Origin of the sequence: Flavobacterium sp. WG21, assembly GCF_000335775.1 — a bacterium.
In the GTDB taxonomy this organism is placed as follows: Bacteria; Bacteroidota; Bacteroidia; order Flavobacteriales; family Flavobacteriaceae; genus Flavobacterium; species Flavobacterium tructae.
This window is the reverse complement of record NZ_AMYW01000002.1, coordinates 13,613-33,462: the sequence shown is the minus strand read 5'-3', so window position 1 is coordinate 33,462 and position 19,850 is coordinate 13,613. Positions and strand designations below refer to the sequence as shown.

The 19,850-nt window shown below is 38.3% G+C and carries 12 protein-coding genes; 11 read left to right on the top strand and 1 reads right to left on the bottom strand.

Going from position 1 to position 19,850, the window contains the following annotated elements; translation table 11 throughout:
* Positions 1-9 precede the first annotated feature (9 nt).
* Entirely contained in the window at positions 10-1,026 is a 1,017-nt protein-coding gene (locus tag C245_RS0101665; RefSeq protein WP_085950927.1) for an endonuclease/exonuclease/phosphatase family protein, read from the top strand.
* Between the two features lie 190 nt (positions 1,027-1,216).
* Here C245_RS0101665 and C245_RS0101660 read toward each other — a convergent pair whose 3' ends face one another.
* Positions 1,217-2,062, bottom strand: coding sequence for an AraC family transcriptional regulator (locus C245_RS0101660; RefSeq protein ID WP_017494848.1), 846 nt, complete (start codon positions 2,060-2,062; stop codon positions 1,217-1,219).
* 178 nt (positions 2,063-2,240) lie between these two features.
* On the opposite strand from C245_RS0101660, the gene C245_RS0101655 reads away from it, so the two are divergent.
* From C245_RS0101655 to C245_RS0101605, 10 genes are all read left to right on the top strand, one after another.
* Positions 2,241-3,155, top strand: a complete 915-nt coding sequence (locus tag C245_RS0101655) for a dihydrodipicolinate synthase family protein (RefSeq protein WP_026109803.1) — start codon at positions 2,241-2,243, stop codon at positions 3,153-3,155.
* An 85-nt stretch (positions 3,156-3,240) separates the two neighbouring features.
* A complete protein-coding gene (locus tag C245_RS0101650) occupies positions 3,241-4,827 on the top strand; it encodes an aldehyde dehydrogenase (NADP(+)) (protein ID WP_017494846.1) in 1,587 nt (528 codons plus the stop codon).
* A complete protein-coding gene (locus C245_RS0101645) occupies positions 4,828-5,838 on the top strand; it encodes a 4-hydroxyproline epimerase (RefSeq protein ID WP_017494845.1) in 1,011 nt (336 codons plus the stop codon).
* Between the two features lie 72 nt (positions 5,839-5,910).
* Positions 5,911-7,146, top strand: coding sequence for an FAD-binding oxidoreductase (locus C245_RS0101640; protein WP_017494844.1), 1,236 nt, complete (start codon positions 5,911-5,913; stop codon positions 7,144-7,146).
* 3 nt (positions 7,147-7,149) lie between these two features.
* Complete coding sequence (locus tag C245_RS0101635; RefSeq protein WP_017494843.1) at positions 7,150-8,445, top strand: aminopeptidase P family protein; 1,296 nt, start codon at positions 7,150-7,152, stop codon at positions 8,443-8,445.
* 3 nt (positions 8,446-8,448) lie between these two features.
* Positions 8,449-10,611 (top strand): DPP IV N-terminal domain-containing protein, encoded by a 2,163-nt coding sequence (locus C245_RS0101630; RefSeq protein WP_017494842.1) that lies wholly within the window; start codon positions 8,449-8,451, stop codon positions 10,609-10,611.
* 262 nt (positions 10,612-10,873) lie between these two features.
* Positions 10,874-14,080 (top strand): SusC/RagA family TonB-linked outer membrane protein, encoded by a 3,207-nt coding sequence (locus C245_RS0101620; protein WP_017494840.1) that lies wholly within the window; start codon positions 10,874-10,876, stop codon positions 14,078-14,080.
* An 11-nt stretch (positions 14,081-14,091) separates the two neighbouring features.
* Positions 14,092-15,549: a SusD/RagB family nutrient-binding outer membrane lipoprotein gene (locus C245_RS0101615; protein WP_017494839.1), complete on the top strand. Its 1,458-nt coding sequence runs from the start codon at positions 14,092-14,094 to the stop codon at positions 15,547-15,549.
* Between the two features lie 448 nt (positions 15,550-15,997).
* A complete protein-coding gene (locus C245_RS22585; protein ID WP_017494838.1) occupies positions 15,998-17,326 on the top strand; it encodes a M43 family zinc metalloprotease in 1,329 nt (442 codons plus the stop codon).
* On the top strand, positions 17,296-19,845 hold the full coding sequence (locus C245_RS0101605) for a GEVED domain-containing protein (protein ID WP_198288035.1): 2,550 nt from the start codon (positions 17,296-17,298) through the stop codon (positions 19,843-19,845). Before C245_RS22585 ends, C245_RS0101605 begins: the two co-directional genes overlap by 31 nt.
* Positions 19,846-19,850: the final 5 nt, after the last annotated feature.

Genomic DNA, 19,850 nt, shown 5'->3' with positions numbered 1-19,850 from the left:
AATAAAATAATGTTCTTTTTGAATATAGTGCTAACTGTACTGACCTTTAGTATTTATATTTTACCATTTCTGGCACCAAAGAGTTTTCCGCTTCTATCGGTCTTAACGCTCTTTATGCCGGCTTTCTTCGTTCTCAATGGTTTGTTCTTTGTCTATTGGGGAATTCAGTTTAAAAAACGTCTTATTTTATCCGGTTTGGTATTGTTAACAGGAATTACTTTTATCAGTAAATTTTATAAATTCTCGACAAAAGAATATGTTAGGGACGAGAGAGATTTCTCTGTAATGAGTTATAACGTGCGTCTTTTTAATGTCTTTAAATGGCTCGACCGCGACGATATTCCTTCCAATATAAAAGCTTTTATCGACGAAAAAGACCCGGATATTCTGTGTATTCAGGAGTATTCCAACTCGGCTCATCTGGATTTGAAAGTGTATCCGCATCGTTACATTTTCATCGAGGGAAATAAAATTAAAACCGGTCAGGCGATCTTTTCAAAATTTCCTATTATTAATCAGGGAAATATCATCTTTCCAAACTCAGATAATAACGTAATCTATGCCGATATTAAAAGAGGTAAAGAGGTTATTCGGGTGTACAACATGCACCTGCAGTCTATAAAAATTTCGCCGGATGTAAGTGATATTTCAGATAATATTGATCATGTCAATCAGGAAAAATCGCAGTTAATTTATACCCGAATCAGTAAAGGATTTAGACAGCAGCAAGAACAAGCCGAGATCTTTAAAGAAAATATCAAACAATGCGAAAACCCGATTATTATTTGTGGAGACATGAACAATAGTCCGTTTTCGTATGTGTACCGAAATATCAAAGGAAAACTCAAAGACGCCTTTGAAGAAGCTGGAGAAGGATTTGGAGCCACCTATAAGTTTCGTTATTATCCGGCACGTATTGATTATATTTTTACGGATAGTAAGATGAAAGTCAAACAATTTGAAAGTTTTTCCGACTTCGAAAACTCAGATCATTATCCTATTATGACAAGGCTTTCTATTGAGTAGCGTTTTTAGGATCGCGTAAGGAGTGAGAATATTTAACCGCAAAGGACGCAAGGAGTTTTTACTTATTAGATTTTATATAAACGCGAGGTTCGCAAAGCTTTATCTTATTGCTTTGCGTCCCTTGCGTTTATATGTGTAAACTTAGACAAAAAAACTTTGCGTCCCTTGCGGTTAAGCCACAGTAAACTACTTATAGATTCAGTTTTCGGTATTGCAATGGAGAGGTCTGTTTGAGTTCTTTAAACTTTCTGTTGAAATTGGAAATGTTGTTAAAGCCACATAATTCGGCAATTTCGAGAACCGAAAGTTCACTGTTGTTGGCCAGCAGCTTGGAAGCGTGTTCGATTCTCACTTCGATTAAAAACTGGAAAAAGGACTTGTTGGTCCGGACTTTAAAATACCGGCAGAACGCATTTTTAGTCATATTGGCAATCGAGGCAATCTCATCCAGGTTAATGTTTTTTTGGTAGTTGGTCATTACATGTTCAAATACCGTCTGCATTCGTTTCCCTTCATTATCTGTGATTTTTTTATCGTACAAATGGTTGGAGAGCTGTTCTCTCTCGCTGTTAGAAAGCCACTTTATGATTTCCAGAAACAAAATGAAGCGTTCGTAGTTGTCTGATTTGTTTAGTTTTTTAAAAGATTTGACGATTTTTTTAGGAGGATTGTGGGTGATAAATCCATTTTTGCTGTTTTCTAAAAAAGGCTGGATGTTTTTGAAAGTGGTTAGCGAAAAAAAATCTTTTCCAAATGAGTTCGTGGTAAAGAATAAGGTACGCATAATGGAAGATTCATTATCATATACTTCACTTCTGAAAACATGAGGTAAATTGCTTCCAATCATTAAGATATCGCCTTCGCGGTAATGCGAGATGGTATCTCCGGCAAATATGGCACCCTGTCCTTTTTCGATAAAACTAATTTGTATTTCTTCGTGCTGATGGAGTTTGTCGTAAAAAACGATCTCTCTATCCTCTTGATATATAAGAGGATCTTCTCCCGATTTAGGGATTTTAAATGGAAAAACTTTCATGGTTGGTCAAGGTTAGTTCATTCAAATATATTTTATTTTGTCAAAAAAATAGCAATATATTAATTGGTTTTTTGTGTAATCAGTTTATATAGGGTAATATAGTATTGTTTTGAGGTAATTTTTAAGCCTCTTGCTTTGTTCAATATAAATAATTTTGGTTTTAATTAAAATCGATATTATGAGTATTCAATGGAAAGGCGTTATGCCGGCAGTAACAACCAAATTTACTGCAGATGATAAATTAGACTTCGGAATGTTTGAAGTTAACTTACAAGCACAATTAGAAGCAGGTGTTGAAGGAATAATTCTGGGCGGAACATTAGGAGAAGCCAGTACTCTTTTGGAAGAGGAAAGAAGAGAATTGGTGAAAAATACGGTTAGCCTGGTAAACAATCAGGTACCGGTGATTATGAATATTGCAGAGCAAACTACACGTGCCGCAATTTTAGCAGCCAATAAAGCCGAACAAGATGGAGCAAAAGGATTGATGATGCTGCCTCCAATGCGTTATAAAGCTTCTGATTTTGAAACGGTAACGTATTTTTCTGAAGTCGCAAAAAACACATCACTTCCAATAATGATATACAATAATCCGGTAGATTATAAAATTGAAGTTACACTGGATATGTTTGAAGAACTTTTAAAATTTGATAACATTCAGGCCGTAAAAGAATCAACAAGAGATATTTCAAATGTAACGAGAATGATTAACCGTTTCGGTGACCGATTAAAGATTTTATCAGGAGTAGACACTCTGGCTTTAGAGAGTTTGCTGATGGGGTCTGACGGATGGGTTTCTGGTCTGGTATGTGCTTTTCCAAAAGAAACTGTTGCGATATACAAATTAGCCAAAGCCGGAAGAATTGATGAGGCTTTGAAAATATACAGATGGTTTCTTCCTTTATTAGAATTAGACATTAATTCATTTTTAGTACAAAATATTAAGCTTGCAGAAGTAGCAACAGGTATCGGGACAGAATATGTTCGCGCACCAAGATTACCGCTTCAGGGAGCTGAAAGAGAAAAAGTTTTAGATATTATTGCCAAATCCTTAGCATCAAGACCAACTTTGCCTGATTATAAAAACTTGTAACAGTAAGTAAGCTGATACAATTGGTTTTACAAATTTCTTCTTTTAAGAATTGTAAAGTATTTATTCAAACAACAAAAAAAGAAATATGATTACAGGAAAAAATTACGTGGGAAGTACACTAAAAGCTGGGGGCAATAAAACATTTAAAACATTTAATCCGCAGCAGAATGTCGAAAATCCCTGGGTTTTTACAGAAGCAACTCATGAAGAAATTGAAGAAGCAGTTGCTTTGGCTCATCAGGCATTTGGAACGTATAAAAAATGTTCCGGTTTAGAAAGAGCCGGTTTTTTAAATGCTATCGCTGACGAAATCGTAGCTTTAGGAAATGATTTGTTAGTTCAGTATTGCAGTGAATCCGGCTTTCCAATGGGCAGAGCGGAGGGGGAGCGCGGAAGAATGGTTGGTCAACTACGCGCGTTTGCCCAAATGCTCATTGAAGGGAGCTGGGTTCAGGCTGCAATTGATACGGCAATAACAGACAGGGTTCCTGCACCAAAAGAAGATTTGCGTAAAATTTTGGTACCCCTTGGCCCGGTGGTGGTTTTTGGGTCCAGTAATTTTCCGTTTGCATTTTCAACAGCTGGTGGAGATACCGCTTCAGCATTAGCGGCGGGTTGTCCTGTGATTGTAAAAAGTCATTCGATGCATGTGGGAACAGGGGAAATGGTTGCTTCGGCTATTATAAAAGCAGCACAAAAAACAAATATGCCAGAGGGTGTTTTCTCCAATCTTATTGGTGGGGGAACAACTCTTGGAACTGCATTGGTGAAACATCCGTTGGTAAAAGCAGTTGGTTTTACCGGAAGTATCCGTGCCGGAAGAGCCTTGTTTGATTTGGCAGCACAGCGACCGGAGCCAATTCCGGTTTTTGCCGAGATGGGAAGTGTAAATCCTGTGGTGCTTTTGCCAAATGCTGTAAAGGTAAACAGTCAAAAATGGGCTACGGCTTATGCAGGATCTATCACGCTTGGAGCAGGTCAGTTTTGTACCAATCCAGGATTACTGTTTGGAATTAAAGGAGCTGAGTTGAATAAATTCTCAGAAGAATTAACTCAGGCCATTGAAAAAATAGAACCATTTTGTATGTTGCATCCTTCAATGAAAGAAGGTTTTGAAGAAGGATCAGCAACTATGCTGGCACAGAAAGGTGTTGCAAAAATTGCAGAATACAAAGGTGACGCGGCACCAAATTACGGAGTACAGAAAGTTTTAACCGTAGACGGGAAAACTTTTTTAGAGAATAAAATCTTAAGTCATGAGGTTTTCGGACCTGTTTCGGTACTGGTGCAATGCGATGATGAACAACAATTGCTGACGATTATCAATCAATTAGACGGGCAGTTGACAGGTACTATTATTGGAGAGCCTGAGGAATTGAAAAATCAGGACGAATTAATTGCAGCGATGCAGAGTAGAGTGGGACGATTGATTTTTAACGGTGTTCCTACAGGAGTTGAAGTTTGTCCTTCAATGATTCACGGAGGGCCTTATCCAGCTTCTTCTGATTCGAGATTTACTGCCGTTGGAATTCATGCCGTTTATCGCTGGGTTCGACCGTTTAGTTATCAGAATTGGCCCAATGAATTATTACCTGCAGAATTGCAAAACGAGAATCCATTACAGATTTTAAGAACCTTAAATAATATTCAAACAAAATCCCAGATAGTATAAATGGTAAAGAAGACTTTTTTTTGTGTAGATGCACACACTTGCGGGAATCCTGTAAGAGTGGTGGCAGGCGGTGGGCCGAATTTGACTGGCGCTAACATGAGCGAAAAACGTCAGCATTTTTTAAAAGAATTTGACTGGATCCGTAAAGGCTTAATGTTTGAACCCCGCGGACATGATATGATGAGCGGAAGTATTTTATATCCGCCAAGCGATCCTGCAAATGATTTCGGAATTTTGTTTATCGAAACTTCCGGTTGTCTGCCAATGTGTGGTCACGGAACTATTGGTACCATTACCATTGCCATTGAAGAAGGTTTGATTACCCCAAAAATACCGGGAAAAATAAGAATGGAAGCTCCTGCCGGTCTCGTGAATATCGAGTACCAGCAAACCGGAAACAAAGTCGACTGGGTACGTCTGACCAATGTAAAGTCCTATTTAGCAGCAGAAGGATTGACTATTGATTGTCCTGAACTGGGAGAAATTACTTTTGATGTGGCATATGGAGGAAATTATTATGCGATTGTGGATCCACAAGAGAATTTCTCCGGAATTCAAAATTTTTCGGCAGGTAAAATTATCCAGCTGAGTCAGGAAGTTCGTAAGAGAATTAATGCGAAATATCCGGACTATTTTATCCATCCGGAAAATGATACCATTCGTGATGTGAGTCATATGCTTTGGACGGGAGAGCCTTTAGATCCAACATCGTCAGGTCGAAATGCTGTTTTCTACGGAGACAAAGCCATCGATCGTTCTCCTTGCGGTACCGGAACATCAGCGAGAATTGCGCAGCTGCATGCCAAAGGGAAACTTAAAGTAGGAGAAGATTTTATTCACGAAAGTTATATTGGCAGTAAGTTCATTGGAAAAGTGGTGGAGGAAACTTCAATTGGAGAAATTCCCGCTATTGTACCAAGTATTCAGGGCTGGGCAAAAGTATACGGTTACAACACCATCATCATCGATGAAGCAAATGATCCGTATGCTCATGGTTTTCAGGTAATTTAAAAAATATTAAAAATTTAGATTCATTGAAGGAGGATAAGATTCTTCTTCAATGAATTTTTTAATTTCGTACAAATGAAAAGAATAAGTATAGTTGGAGGAGGTATAATAGGCTTGTGTACCGCTTATTATCTGGCTAAAGAAGGATATGAGGTAACTATTTTTGATCAGTCTCCTATGGATGACGGTTGTTCTTATGGAAATGCCGGAATGATCGTTCCGTCGCATATTATTCCGTTGGCACAGCCCGGTATGATTGCTCAGGGAATCAAATGGATGTTCGACAGTCAGAGTCCGTTTTATGTAAAACCGAGATTAGATGCCAATTTGATGAAATGGGGGCTGCAGTTTTACAAACATGCCAATGAGAAACACGTCGCAAATGCAATGCCTGCACTACGTGATTTGTCACTGTTGAGTAAAGAATTGTATCAGGATTTTGCCAGAGAAAACAATTCGTTTTTCTACGAAGAAAAAGGACTTCTGATGTTGTATAAAACGGATAAAGTAGCACATGAAATGTTTCATGAAGGACGAGAAGCCGAAAAACTGGGTTTAAAAGTAGATTATCTTTCTGCGGCAGCAGTTGCAAAATTAGAGAACGGTACTAAAACCGATATTTTAGGAGGGATACACTATAAAGGCGATGCCCATTTGTACCCACAGAAATTCATGCAGTTTATCAAAGAAGAATTAAAGCATTTAAAAGTAGAAATTCACTCCGGTACAACAGTACAGGATTTTACTTTCGATCATCATAAAATTACAAAGGTCGTAACAGATAAAGGCACATTTAGCGCAGATGAAGTTGTGTTGGCGGCCGGTTCCTGGAGTCCTTCATTGGCTAAAAAACTCGGGATTTCAGTTTCTATTTTACCGGGAAAAGGATACAGTTTCACACTGAAGGATCAAGATCATAAACCTTCGATTCCTTCGATTCTATGTGAAGGAAAGGTAGCTGTAACCCCTATGAACAATGATATTCGTTTTGGGGGAACTATGGAGATTACCCATACCGGAGATACCAAAATCAATAAGAACAGATTACAGGGAATCATAAACAGTATCAATGAGTTTTATCCCGATATGCAGGTAGGAATGCCTGAAAATAAGGATACCTGGTTTGGTTTCAGACCTTGTACACCTTCGGGAATGCCAATCATCACCCGTGCCAAAAAAGTTGTAAATTTGACTTTCGCCACCGGACATGCGATGATGGGTTTAAGCCTTGCACCGGCAACCGGAAAAATAATCACAGAGATTATTTCAGGCAAAAAAACTTCGGTTGATACTAAAATGTTTCAATTATAAATTATGAGATACGATTCAATTCCGGCTTCTTTATTCGAAAATAACCGTAAGAGGTTTATCGAAAAAATGCAGACTAATAGTTTGGCTATTCTTACTTCAAACGATGTGATGCCCAATAATACAGATGATGTCATGGGGTTTGCGCAAAATAATGATTTGTTTTATCTGTCCGGAATTGAGCAGGACGAAACCATTTTGGTACTTTATCCCGATGCTTTTAAAGAAGAAAACAGAGCTGTTTTATTTGTAAAAGAAGTCACTGAACATACATTAATATGGGATGGAGATTTCTTGACCAAAGAAAAAGTTACGGCGCTTTCCGGAATTAAAAATGTAAAATGGATACACGAATTTGAAAAAGCCCTACAGCTGTTTGCCTTTGAGGCCGATGCCATTTATCTGGGACACAACGAGCACATTAAAAGAATAACTTCGGAAATGAATACCCGCCAGGATCGAATGATTCAGTGGTGCAAACAAAAATATCCGTTGCATCACTACGAACGTGTAGCCAAAATAACAAGAGAGCTGCGTCCTGTAAAATCAGATGAAGAGATCGCTTTGATTCAAAAAGCAGTGGCCATAAGTATCGAAGGATTCAAAGCATTGTTAAAAGCAGTAAAACCTAATGTGAAAGAATACGAACTGGAAGCTGAGCTGGCGTACCATTACATCAAAAACGGAGGAAATCGTCATGCCTTCAAACCTATTATCGCTTCGGGCAGGAATGCCTGTGCTTTACATTACAATACCAATGATTCAGTTTGTCAGGACGGCGATATGCTTTTGGTCGATTTTGGGGTTTGTTATGGCAATTACAATTCTGATACTACGCGCTGTCTTCCGGTAAACGGAAAATTTTCTCCTCGTCAGAAAGAAGTTTACCAATCGGTTTTATACTGTCTGAAAGAAGGATCAAAATTTTTAAAACCGGGTGTTTTATCGAAAGAGTACGAATTGCAGATGGCAAGTCTGGTGGAAGCCGAACTGGTAAAACTAGGTTTGATTACTTTGGAAGAAATTGAAGCGCAAGACCCCGAAAATCCTGTGTACAAAAAATACTTCATGCACGGAACGGCTCATTTTGTGGGACTGGATGTTCATGATGTGGGATTGTATTCCAAACCTTTTGAAAAAGGAATGGTGCTTACCTGCGAGCCCGGAATTTATATTCGGGAAGAAGGAATCGGCTGCCGACTGGAAAATGATTATTTGTTAACCGAAGACGGAAACATTAATTTATCTGAAGGATTGCCTATTGAAATTGAAGAAATAGAACAGCTATTAAATACTAAATAAACCATGATTAAAAAACACTTCTTACTGCTTCTTTTGGTTTGCTCGAGCATTTTGGCTCAAAAAGATATTAATATTAACGAATTAAAGTGGCTGCCCAATTCACATTCATTTTGGGTAAATTCAGGAAAGGATATTTTGGTGTATGATGTGGATAAACTCAATCAGAATACCACTGTTTTAACCCAACAACAGCTCACAACAGCAGGGTTTAACGGAGAAGTAGAAGAATTAGTCTGGAACCAGAATAAAAGTAAAGTTCTGGTGTATACCAACTCAAAAAAAGTCTGGAGAGCCAATACCAGAGGTGACTATTGGTTTTTTGATTTGACGACCGGAAAAGGAAGAAAATTGGGAGCCAGTTTAGAAGAGTCTTCTTTAATGTTTGCCAAATTTTCTGCGGATAACGAAAATGTGGCTTACGTTTCAAAACACAATATTTACCTTGAAAATCTGGCGTCAGGAAAGATTACCGCTTTAACGACAGATGGAACTGATAAAGTAATCAATGGAACTTTTGACTGGGTTTATGAAGAAGAATTGGCTGCGCGTGACGGATTTCGCTGGAGTCCTGATGGTAAAAGTATTGCTTTTTGGCGTGTAGATGCTTCGGAGACAAAGTTTCACTTAATGATTAACAATACAGCTGCTTTATATCCATTTGTAATTCCGGTAGAATATCCTAAAGCTGGAGAAAAACCTTCTGCTGTAAAAATTGGAGTTATTGATATCACTTCTTTAAAAACCAACTGGCTTGATATTCCGGGAGAACCGGATAATAATTATTTGGTTCGTATGGAATGGGTGGCAAAAGATGAGGTAATGGCCATACAATTGAATCGAAATCAAAATCAGGTTTCGATTTACAATTGCAATACACAATCCGGAAAGGCAACTTTGGTATATCAGGAAAAGTCAGCAGAATGGATTGATGTTTTTGATATTTCCTCTGGCGTGTACGATGGTTTCCCTTGTCAGTTTGTAGACAATGGTAAATCTTTTTTATGGAGTTCAGATGCCGATGGCTGGATGCATGTGTACAAAATAAGCCGTGACGGAAAAAAGAAAGAACTGATCACAACCGGAAATTTCGATGCTTATTTTAAAGCTTATAATGACAAGACAAAATCAATTTATTATATCGCAAGTCCAAAAGATGCTACGCAGCGTTATCTGTATGAGACGAATGTTAATTCTCTTAAAACCAAAAGAATAACTCCGGAAGTATTTGAAGGAACCAATGAATATGAGTTTTCGACAGACGGATCGTACGCCAAACACACCAATTCTAATATCAATCGTGATTTTAATGTACGCTTAGTTTCACTTTCCGATCATAAAAAAATACTGCCAAAAGAAGCTGATGTTTTTGTAAAACCAACACGTGACTTTTCATTAGAGAAATTCAAAGTAGCCACTGTCGACGGAGTTGAAATCGATGGAATCATGGCAAAACCTCTTGATTTTGATCCGACAAAAAAATACCCGGTGTTCTTTTATGTTTATGGAGAGCCAATGGCTTCGGTAGCGAATGACATGCCTTATTTTAATGGATTTATTGATTTGTTGATTCCGAAAGGATACATTGGGATTGCCATGGACAACAGAGGAACTCCGGTTTTGAAAGGAAGAAAATGGAGAAAATCAATCTATAAAAATATTGGAATCATCAACACCCGTGATCAGGCTATGGCGGCCAAAGAAGTACTGAAATGGAACTTTATTGATACGAACAGAGTGGCCATACACGGATGGAGCGGAGGTGGAGCCGTAACTTTGAACCTGATGTTTCAGTACCCTGAAATATACAAAACCGGTGTAGCGATCGCCGCAGTTACCGATCAGCATTTTTACGATAATATTTACACCGAACGTTATATGGGATTGCCGGACGAGAATGAAGCCGCCTACATTCAGGCTTCACCCGTAACACACGCAAAGAACTTAAAAGGAAATTTGCTTTACATTCACGGAACCGGCGACGATAATGTGCACTATAAAAATGCAGAAGTTTTGATTGATGAACTGATAAAATACGACAAAGTTTTTAATTTAATGATCTATCCAAATCGTACGCACAGCATTCATGAAGGCGAAGGAACCCGAAAACATTTAGTCGATACTTTTATAAAATTTATTGAAGAAAAGTGTCCTCCGGGAGCGAAATAAAATCATTTTAAAAGCATAAAAAAAGGGAGAATTTCTGTAAAAAGGATTTCTCCCTTTTTTTGTGGTCTAAAATCAATTAAAAAAACATAAAAAGTAAGAAAATAAGCACGTATGTTGCGCGAATTTGAAAGGGTAAGATAATACATGTAAAATATTAAATATGTAACAAAAGGGTAATATAATAGGTTTTTGCGATAATATATTATCATAAAAATTATCAAAAAAGCAAAACATTTGCCAATACTAATTATAAAACCATTTTATGAAATTCAAGTTTTTTCAAAGAAAAACGGTAGTACTTTTTTTTGTACTGCTAGCACAATTTGCGCTCGCACAGGAGCGGGTTGTATCGGGAATTGTTTCAGATAATGCAGGCTTACCTTTACCGGGTGCGAGTGTATTGATCAAAGGAACAAAAACAGGAGCTCAAACTGATTTTGACGGTAAATATTCTATAAAGACAAGTCAAAATGCTGTTTTAATCTTTAATTATATTGGCATGAAGGCTGTAGAGGTAACCGTTACGGGGAACACTGCCAATGTTTCTTTATCCCCTGCTTCAGAGCAGCTGCAGGAAATTGTCGTTACCGCTCTGGGGTTGAAGAGAGAAAAGAAATCTTTGGGATATGCCACTCAGGAAATTAAAGGAGAAGACCTGACCAAAGTAAACAATGGTAACGTTGCCAATGCGATTTCAGGTAAAATTGCCGGTGTACAAATCAGACGTAACAATAATATTGGAGGTTCAACGAATGTGGTGATTCGTGGTACTACTTCCTTAACTGGAAATAATCAGGCGTTATGGATTGTAGACGGTATTCCGTTGAATAATGACAATACCAATAGTGCCGATCAGAAAAGCGGAGGTAACACAGGAGGATACGATTACGGAAATGCCGCTTCGGATATCAATCCTGACGATATCGAAACGATGAACGTGCTGAAAGGAGCTGCAGCTTCTGCTTTGTATGGTTCAAGAGCTTCAAACGGGGTGATCCTTGTAACGCTAAAAAAAGGAAGTAAATCTAAAGGAGGTTTAGGCGTAAGTTTTAGCTCCGGAGTAACTGTTGGTGTAGTCGATAAAAAAACATTACCGGAGTATCAAAATCAGTACGGTGGTGGATATGGTGACTTCTATGGCACAGTAGATTTAGGAAGTGGAGTACATCCGTATGCTGCAACCGATGATGCTTCATGGGGACCTAAATTTGATCCTAATTTGTTAGTGTACAACTGGAGTTCTTTTTACCCTGAATTACCGGGTTACGGAAAAGCTACTCCCTGGACAGCAGTAAAGAAAAATCCAAATGATTTTTATCAAAAGAGCTTAACGTTTATTAATAATATCGCTTTTACCGGATCAGGTGAAAAAGGAGATTTCAGATTTGGTTATACGAACTATAACATGAATCAGGGGATTTTGCCAAACAGCAACAATCGTAAAGACAATTTTAACTTCTCAGGAAGCTATAACATTCTGCCAAAAACTAAAATTTCAGCATCGGCCAATTATTTAAAAGCAAATGCGAAAGGAATGAATGAGACTGGTTATGGTGACGGTGGAAATAACTATCTGAGCAGTATCAGACAATGGTACTCTACAAGTGTAGATTTTCAGGATTTAAAAGATGCTTATGACCTTACAGGAAAAAATACAACCTGGAGTGTTGGAGGACCAAATGATTTAACATTGCAGTTTCATGACAATCCATATTTTCAAAGATACAACAACTACAATACTTTAGATCGTGATCGTTTTTTCGGAAACTTTGCTTTGAGTACACAAATCACCGATTGGTTTGATGTTACAGGTAAGGGTGCTATAGATACCTATAGTCAGTTACAGGAAGAGCGTATTGCTGTGGGATCAAAAAGAACACCAAATGCACTTGGACAGTATACCAGATTTGATAAAACGTTCAGAGAGATCAACTTCGATTTGATCATGAATTTTAAAACCAATATTACAGACGGAATTAAGTTCAACGGAATGCTTGGAGCTAATTCAAGACGTTCAGTGAGTAAGTCAATTTTTGCAGCCACAAATGGCGGACTGGTAGTGCCTGGAATTTACGCTTTGAGTAATTCTATTGATAAAATCAACAGCCCTGGTGAGTCAGAAGTAGCCATCGGTACCAACAGTGTTTATGCTAATGCGAGTTTCAATTTTATGGAAACTTATTTCTTAGAGGGAAGTTATCGTGTAGATAAGTCTTCAACGTTACCATCAAGTAATAGTACTTATACGTACCCTTCGATTACAGGAACTTATATCTTTAGTAACCACATTAAAACAAATTGGTTGTCTTTTGGAAAACTTCGTTTGAATTATGCAGAAACAGGTAATGATGCTCCGTTTGCTGTGATTGCAGCAACTTATCCAAAAGGTGATAATTTTGGACCTGACGGAATTCGTTTCTCTACAGAAAACAATAAAAGTAACTCTAATTTAAAAAGTGAGTTGACAAAAGGTGTTGAAGCCGGTATAGAACTTAAATTGTTCAATAATCGTGTAGGTCTTGATTTCTCTTACTACAAAAGCAATACAACCAACCAGATTCTTTCAGTGGAAACACCTACGCAAACCGGATACACCAGAGCCTGGATAAACGGAGGAGATGTTCAGAATAAAGGATATGAGGTGACCTTGTCTGTAATTCCGGTAAAAACAGCCAATTTTAGTTGGGAAGCAAAAGTAAACTGGTCTACCAATAAAAATGAAGTAATTTCATTAGGAGGAGCTGACAGAATTTCGTTAGGATCTTTCCAGGGAGTAGGATATGTTGCTGAGGTTGGAAAACCAATCGGACAGTTGATCGGTTCCGGATTTACTTATTTAAACGGAGAAAAAGTAATTCGTTCAAACGGAAGATATTTGCAAACGGCCGGAGCAACAATTGGGGATATAAACCCGGATTGGATTGGTGGTTTGAACAACGTAATTACGTATAAAAATTTCTCATTGAACTTTTTGATTGATGTGAAAAAAGGAGGAGACGTTTATTCATTAGACCAACGTTTCGGACATACTACAGGTATTTATGAAAGTACGGTTTCGAACAACCATTTAGGAAATCCACAAAGAAATCCGATTGCAAGCGGCGGAGGGATTCTGTTGTCTGGGGTTAAAGAAGACGGAACTCCAAATGATAAAGTGGTAAGTGTAGAAGGAGCAAATGGATATTCATTTTACAATTCCATGCCGGAACAGCAATATGTTTACGATGCTTCTTATGTGAAATTACGTGAATTAGGATTAAGCTACAGATTGCCATCAAAATTCCTTGCAAAGACTTTTATCACTAATATGATTTTGTCAGTTAATGGAAGTAACTTATGGATCATTCATAAAAATTTACCTTATGCTGATCCGGAAGCGGGACTTTCTTCAGGAAATCTTCAGGGCTTTCAAACCGGAGTTTTGCCTACCTCAAAAGAGTATAACTTTAATATGAAAGTTCAATTCTAAAAACAAAAAAAATGAAAATAGTAAAAACGATATTTTTTGCAGGAGCCATTTTACTTTCGGTAGCCTCTTGTGATAACTTAGAAGATTTAAATCAGGATAAAAAAGCATATACCACCGTTTTGCCGGGGGCGCTCATGACCAATGCGCAGGTAAATTATGCGTTCTTCCTGACCAATGCTTCAGTAAACAGCAATAATTTTAGAGGTTATGCTCAATATTGGTCTACCACAACCTATACCGATGAGGTGAACTACAATATGGAAAGAAGAAATTTAGGAAGCTCTCTTTCAACGTTGTTATACAGAGACGTTTTGCAGGATTTGGTAAACGCGCAAAAAGACATAAAGAGCAAAGAAGCTTTAGGAGCTGTTGATACTGCTATTAAGAAAAACAAAATAGCAGTACTTGACGTTCAGATTGTGATGGCGTATCAGGCGCTTGTAGATTTATTTGGAAACGTGCCTTACAGTGAAGCTTTGGATATTAACCTATATCCTTATCCAAAATACGATGATGCCAAAACCATTTATTTAGATCTGGCTGCCAGATTAGATGCTGCTATTGCTGCTATGGACGGCAGTAAAGAGAGCTTTGGTAAAGCCGATTTAATTTACAAAGGCGATGTGGCAAAATGGAAAACATTAGCGAATAGTGTGAAATTAAAATTGGGATTACACCTTGCAGACATTGAGCCTGCTAAAGCAAAAGCAATAGTAGAAAGTGCTTACAATTCAGGCGTAATGACCAGTGAAGATCAAACAGCATTGTTCCAGTATTTTTCATCACTTGTAGACATGAATCCGTTGTATGATACTCTGGTAAACGAAAGTCAAACTATCCCGACTGAATATTTTGTGAATCAGTTAAATGGAAAAAATGACCCAAGACGTGATATATTCTTTAATCCAAATTCTAAAAAGCAAGGAAATTATAAAGGAGCTCCTTATGCCAAACAAGTAAGTTATGGTGATTTCTCAAACATGGGATCAAGATTGAAAGAAAAAACAAACCCGGGAGTAATTTTTGACTACACCGAAACCTGTTTCCTTTTGGCAGATGCTGCAAACAGAGGATTTAGCGTAGGAGGAACTTCGGAAGAATATTATAAAAAAGGAATTTTGGCCAGTATGAATTTCTGGGGAGTTGCGAGTGCTGATGCGCAAACTTATTTGAGCAGAACCGATGTTGACTTTGCAACTGCTGCCGGAACGACAAAAGAAAAAATCGCTTACCAGCTTTGGATTGCTTATTACAATAGAGGATTTGAAGCCTGGACAGAATACAGAAGATTAGATTTTCCTGTATTGTTAGCCCCTTCAACTGCTGTTGATGCGGCAAAAGGAAAAGTACCGGTTCGTACTATTTACTCTCTTTTTGATAAAACCTTAAATAAAGAAAATTATGAAGCTGCCTCTGCTGCAATAGGAGGAGATTTAATGACTACAAAAATTTTCTGGGATAAATTTTAATTTGAATTAGTTTTCCTGTTTTTAACCGGGGCCTTTAATTAGGTTCCGGTTTTTTTGTTTAATCCCATTGTCCGACTGAGCGAAGCCGAAGTGTTTATTGAATCCCATTGTCGGACTGAGTGAAGTTCAGGTCTTATTTATTGAATTACATTGTCCGACTGAGCGAAGTCGAAGTGTTTATTGAATTACATTGTCCGACTGAACGAAGTTCAAGTTTTACTTATTGAATACCATTGTCCGACTGAGCGAAGTCGAAGTCTCGGTTTTGTTTTGTTTAAAAAACAATCCATTTTGTTCGTGAATACTTGATTTATTTGGTTTATTTTTTAATTATGTGTTTTTTTAAAGTTAAAAAGTTGTTAATTATATATTGTTTTTAAATAACATAGTATCAGTAAAATAGAAGCTATGCTGGTAAATTTGGTGGCAACAAATTAACCCAAAAAAAATGAAAACAAAACTACTAGTATTAATGCTTGTTTTTTCGATAGGGAAAATGAGCGCGCAGGGACTTCCTTGCCGGACGACAGAAGAAAACGCTAAAGTGTATCGGAATAGCCCCAAATCACTTCAGGAAAAAAAAGATTTTGAAGCCTTTACCAAAACATTTACCCTCCAGCGTAAAAGCAAAACTTCAAAAACAGCAGCAACACCTACTTATGTTATCCCCGTGGTTTTCCATATTTATGGAGACGTTCAAAGCGGAAAAACCATTACCTATGAAAAAATTGTCAATCATTTGGCTCAACTAAATGACGATTTCAATGGCAGGAATGCCGACTACCAAACAGTTGAGCCCTTTTTTCAAGCAAGAAGAGGAACATTAAACATCGAATTTAAACTGGCAAAAAAAGATCCTAATGGCGGATGTACGACAGGAGTTGTTTTCCATGCGGCTAAAAACGGTTACGGAAATGGCGGTGGCTACGATGATCAGATTGCTGCCGATGCCTGGGACAATAAAAAATATATGAACGTTTACATTCAGAACGATTTGTATAACGAAGGAGTTTTTAACAATTCAGGAGTTGCATGGTATCCTGATTCTGGTATGACGGCCAATAATACAGCACGTGTCGTTTTTAATGGAGCTTACCTTTACGACAACTCCTACAGCAAAGAATTTTCAGCAACCCTTACACATGAATTCGGACATTTCTTAAACCTTATTCATACTTTCGAAGGAGGCTGCTCCGGCACAGATGAAGTTGCCGACACCCCTGCAGAAGACGGTCAGCACACCTTGGCTTGTACACCGGGAACCAATTGTACAGGAGATAAAGTAAATATAGAAAACTACATGGGGTACAATGGAGCACAAGGCTGTTACAAAATGTACACCCAAGGTCAGATTGACAGAATGCTGGCTGCATTGCAGCATCCGGCAAGGATCACACTCTGGCAGCCTCAAAACTTAATTGACACCGGAGTGAACACGACTGAAAGCAGTTTAGTGGCAACCGGAACTACTTTTAAAGAAGCCATTATCAATGATGGATCTTTTGATACAGCCTCAGTGGTAACTTTAAGCGGAGGAAAAACTTTTGCACTAAGTTCAGGAACTTTGTTAGCCGGAACTCATTTTACACATACTTTTCCAGCCGGAATCACACCAGTTGTTACTGTAAATTCAAATGGTCAGGTGACAGTAACACTTTCAGGAAAAGCGACAAATCACGCGGCAGCGCAAAATACAACTGCCGGAATAACATTTTACCTGCGGCATTTACAGGAGGAACCACAGGATTGTCTTGTACTGCTTTGTTTTACAATTTAAGATTTACGGATCCTTATGGAATCTTCTTTGTAGACATGCCGGATATTAACATTTCCTCAAATTTAGTCTGGAAGTTTTTTGATATTGCAAAAGGAGACGACACTTCATTCGGAGGTTGGCGTTATGCGGCCAATGCACTAAAAATTGAAACTTATGGCAAAAGATTAACTTGTGAGAGTGGCAGCCGAAACATTACCTTATTAGCACAAAACACCGCAGTTGGCCCGACAAGTAATATGACCGCTCCGGGAGCATACCCAAATCAATTAGATTTAAGAACAGCGAGTTATACCGCTTGGGATGGAAAATCCGGATATGTAGGTTTTGAATACAAAATCGATGGATTACCTTGCTATGGCTGGTTCAAAATAAGTGTTGCGGCAAATGGAGACGGTTACACCATTTCTGAATATGCCTATAATACACAACCCAATGCCTCTATTTATACCGGTGTGACTAACAAAACGGCCGTTGTTCTATCAGAAAGTATACTGTACGAGGCAGAGGCAAATGACGGTGGTGTTACCACGACCAGTACAATTTCGTTGTCTACTAACAATGGAACTTTTACAAAAAGCACAGGAACTTTAACAGCCGGAACTGATTATACGATTACAGGAGTTCCTTCAGGATTAACCGCTGTACTGACGCTTCAGGGAAATAATAAAGTTGTGGTTTCCTTTACCGGAAAAGCAACCGCACATCTACCTGCAAATGATGCTGCTGTGACGATTACCTTTAAAGATGCTGCAATCACTGGCGGAATTGCAACTCTTGATATGTCATCAAAAACAATCAATTTGAAATTTGATGCGCCTTACGGAGTTTTCTATGTAAACAATCCTGATTATGTTGCTTCGGCAGCCCAAACCTGGCAGTATTTTGATTTAGGAATTGGAGATAATACGGAGTATGGAGCATGGCAGTTTGCCGCTGCCGCTTTAAAAGTAGAAACTTATGGTAAAAGACTGGTAGGACCTGCAGGTACACGTAACATTAGTTTAATTACAGAGGGAACTACAATTGGTGCTTCAAGTAATTTTGTAACCCCTGGAGCGGCATATCCGGATCAGTTAGATTTAAGAACGGCAAGTTATACAGCCTGGGACAATCAAACAGGTTATATCGGTTTTGAATATAAAAGCAGAGGGCGTACATGCTATGGCTGGATGCATGTTAAAGTAGAAGCGGGTGGAGTTGGTTATTCCGTTTTGGACTATGCTTACAATACGAAACCAAACGAATCCATTCAGGCCGGAACTCAGGCACCAGTAACCGTTTTGGCACCTTCAAGTCTGACAGCTACAGTGAACAATACCAGTTTACAAGCACAATTGACATGGGTGAACAACGCAACTAATGCGACAAACATTGTGGTAGAAAGAGCAGGAGCAGATAATGTTTTTGCCGAGATCACAACATTAGCAAGTACAGCAGTTACTTATACCAACACAGGTTTGACAGCCGGAAGTACTTATAAATACAGAGTACGTGCAAAAGCAAACAGCATTTACTCCGCTTATTCTAATGAGGTTACAGCCACTCTTACGGCAGGCTCAGCGTATTGTACTGCTCAGGGGAATAATAATTACGAATACATCAATTCAGTAACTATTGGAAGTTTCACCAATACATCCGGTAAAGATGCAGGCGGCTATGCCAATCTTACTTCTAAAACCGTGACCGTAACTCCGGGAACAGCAACAAGTGTAAGTCTGGCAGCAGGTTTCTCCGGAGGATCTTATTTAGAATATTGGGGAGTGTGGATCGATTACAATAAAAACAATGTTTTTGATGCTTCTGAAAAAGTGATTGACGGAATTTCTTCTACCGGAACAGCTACAGGTAGTTTTACACCAATTGCGTTTACGGGAACGACCAGAATGCGTATTGTAATGAAATATTATTCGAACCCGTTAGCTTGTGGAAACATTGGAGATGGTGATGTCGAAGATTATACAGTCGTTGCAGGTACAGCACCTAATCCGACAACTTTGCCGACACCAACCAATATTGGGAATTCAGGAGTGTATTCATCCGGATTTTATGCTTCATGGAATACAGTGGCGAATGCTACAAGTTATGAAGTGCAGTTGAATAATGCTACTACAGGCTGGACCACTTTCGGAACTTCCACAACCTATTATTTATGGGTTCCGAAACAAGGTACACAAACCGTTTATCAGTTTAGAGTTAGAGCTAAAAATGCAACTGATGCAAGTAACTGGAGCGCTCCGTTGACCATCGATTTACAAAATGGAAGTGCAGGAGCAGATCAGACTGATTTTACAAAATCATTTACGATGTATCCTAATCCGGCTTCGGATGTGGTTAATTTCAACTTCGCTAATTTAAACCTGGCGGATACTAAAATTACCATCTACGACAGTACAGGAAATGTTATTGACATTGTAAAAAACACACTTTCTTATCCGGTAAACCGTCTTAGAAAAGGAGTTTATATAGTGGTAGCTACAGATGGAAGCTTCACAGATACTAAAAAGTTATTGGTTAAATAAATAAT

What these genes read in the sequence shown, in the direction of transcription:
- C245_RS22585 (WP_017494838.1), top strand. Translation starts at nt 15,998, where the DNA reads ATGAAAACAAAACTACTAGTATTAATGCTTGTTTTTTCGATAGGGAAA.
- C245_RS0101635 (WP_017494843.1), top strand. Translation starts at nt 7,150, where the DNA reads ATGAGATACGATTCAATTCCGGCTTCTTTATTCGAAAATAACCGTAAG.
- C245_RS0101650 (WP_017494846.1), top strand. Translation starts at nt 3,241, where the DNA reads ATGATTACAGGAAAAAATTACGTGGGAAGTACACTAAAAGCTGGGGGC.
- C245_RS0101665 (WP_085950927.1), top strand. Translation starts at nt 10, where the DNA reads ATGTTCTTTTTGAATATAGTGCTAACTGTACTGACCTTTAGTATTTAT.
- C245_RS0101645 (WP_017494845.1), top strand. Translation starts at nt 4,828, where the DNA reads ATGGTAAAGAAGACTTTTTTTTGTGTAGATGCACACACTTGCGGGAAT.
- C245_RS0101615 (WP_017494839.1), top strand. Translation starts at nt 14,092, where the DNA reads ATGAAAATAGTAAAAACGATATTTTTTGCAGGAGCCATTTTACTTTCG.
- C245_RS0101640 (WP_017494844.1), top strand. Translation starts at nt 5,911, where the DNA reads ATGAAAAGAATAAGTATAGTTGGAGGAGGTATAATAGGCTTGTGTACC.
- C245_RS0101630 (WP_017494842.1), top strand. Translation starts at nt 8,449, where the DNA reads ATGATTAAAAAACACTTCTTACTGCTTCTTTTGGTTTGCTCGAGCATT.
- C245_RS0101655 (WP_026109803.1), top strand. Translation starts at nt 2,241, where the DNA reads ATGAGTATTCAATGGAAAGGCGTTATGCCGGCAGTAACAACCAAATTT.
- C245_RS0101660 (WP_017494848.1), bottom strand. Translation starts at nt 2,062, where the DNA reads ATGAAAGTTTTTCCATTTAAAATCCCTAAATCGGGAGAAGATCCTCTT.
- C245_RS0101620 (WP_017494840.1), top strand. Translation starts at nt 10,874, where the DNA reads ATGAAATTCAAGTTTTTTCAAAGAAAAACGGTAGTACTTTTTTTTGTA.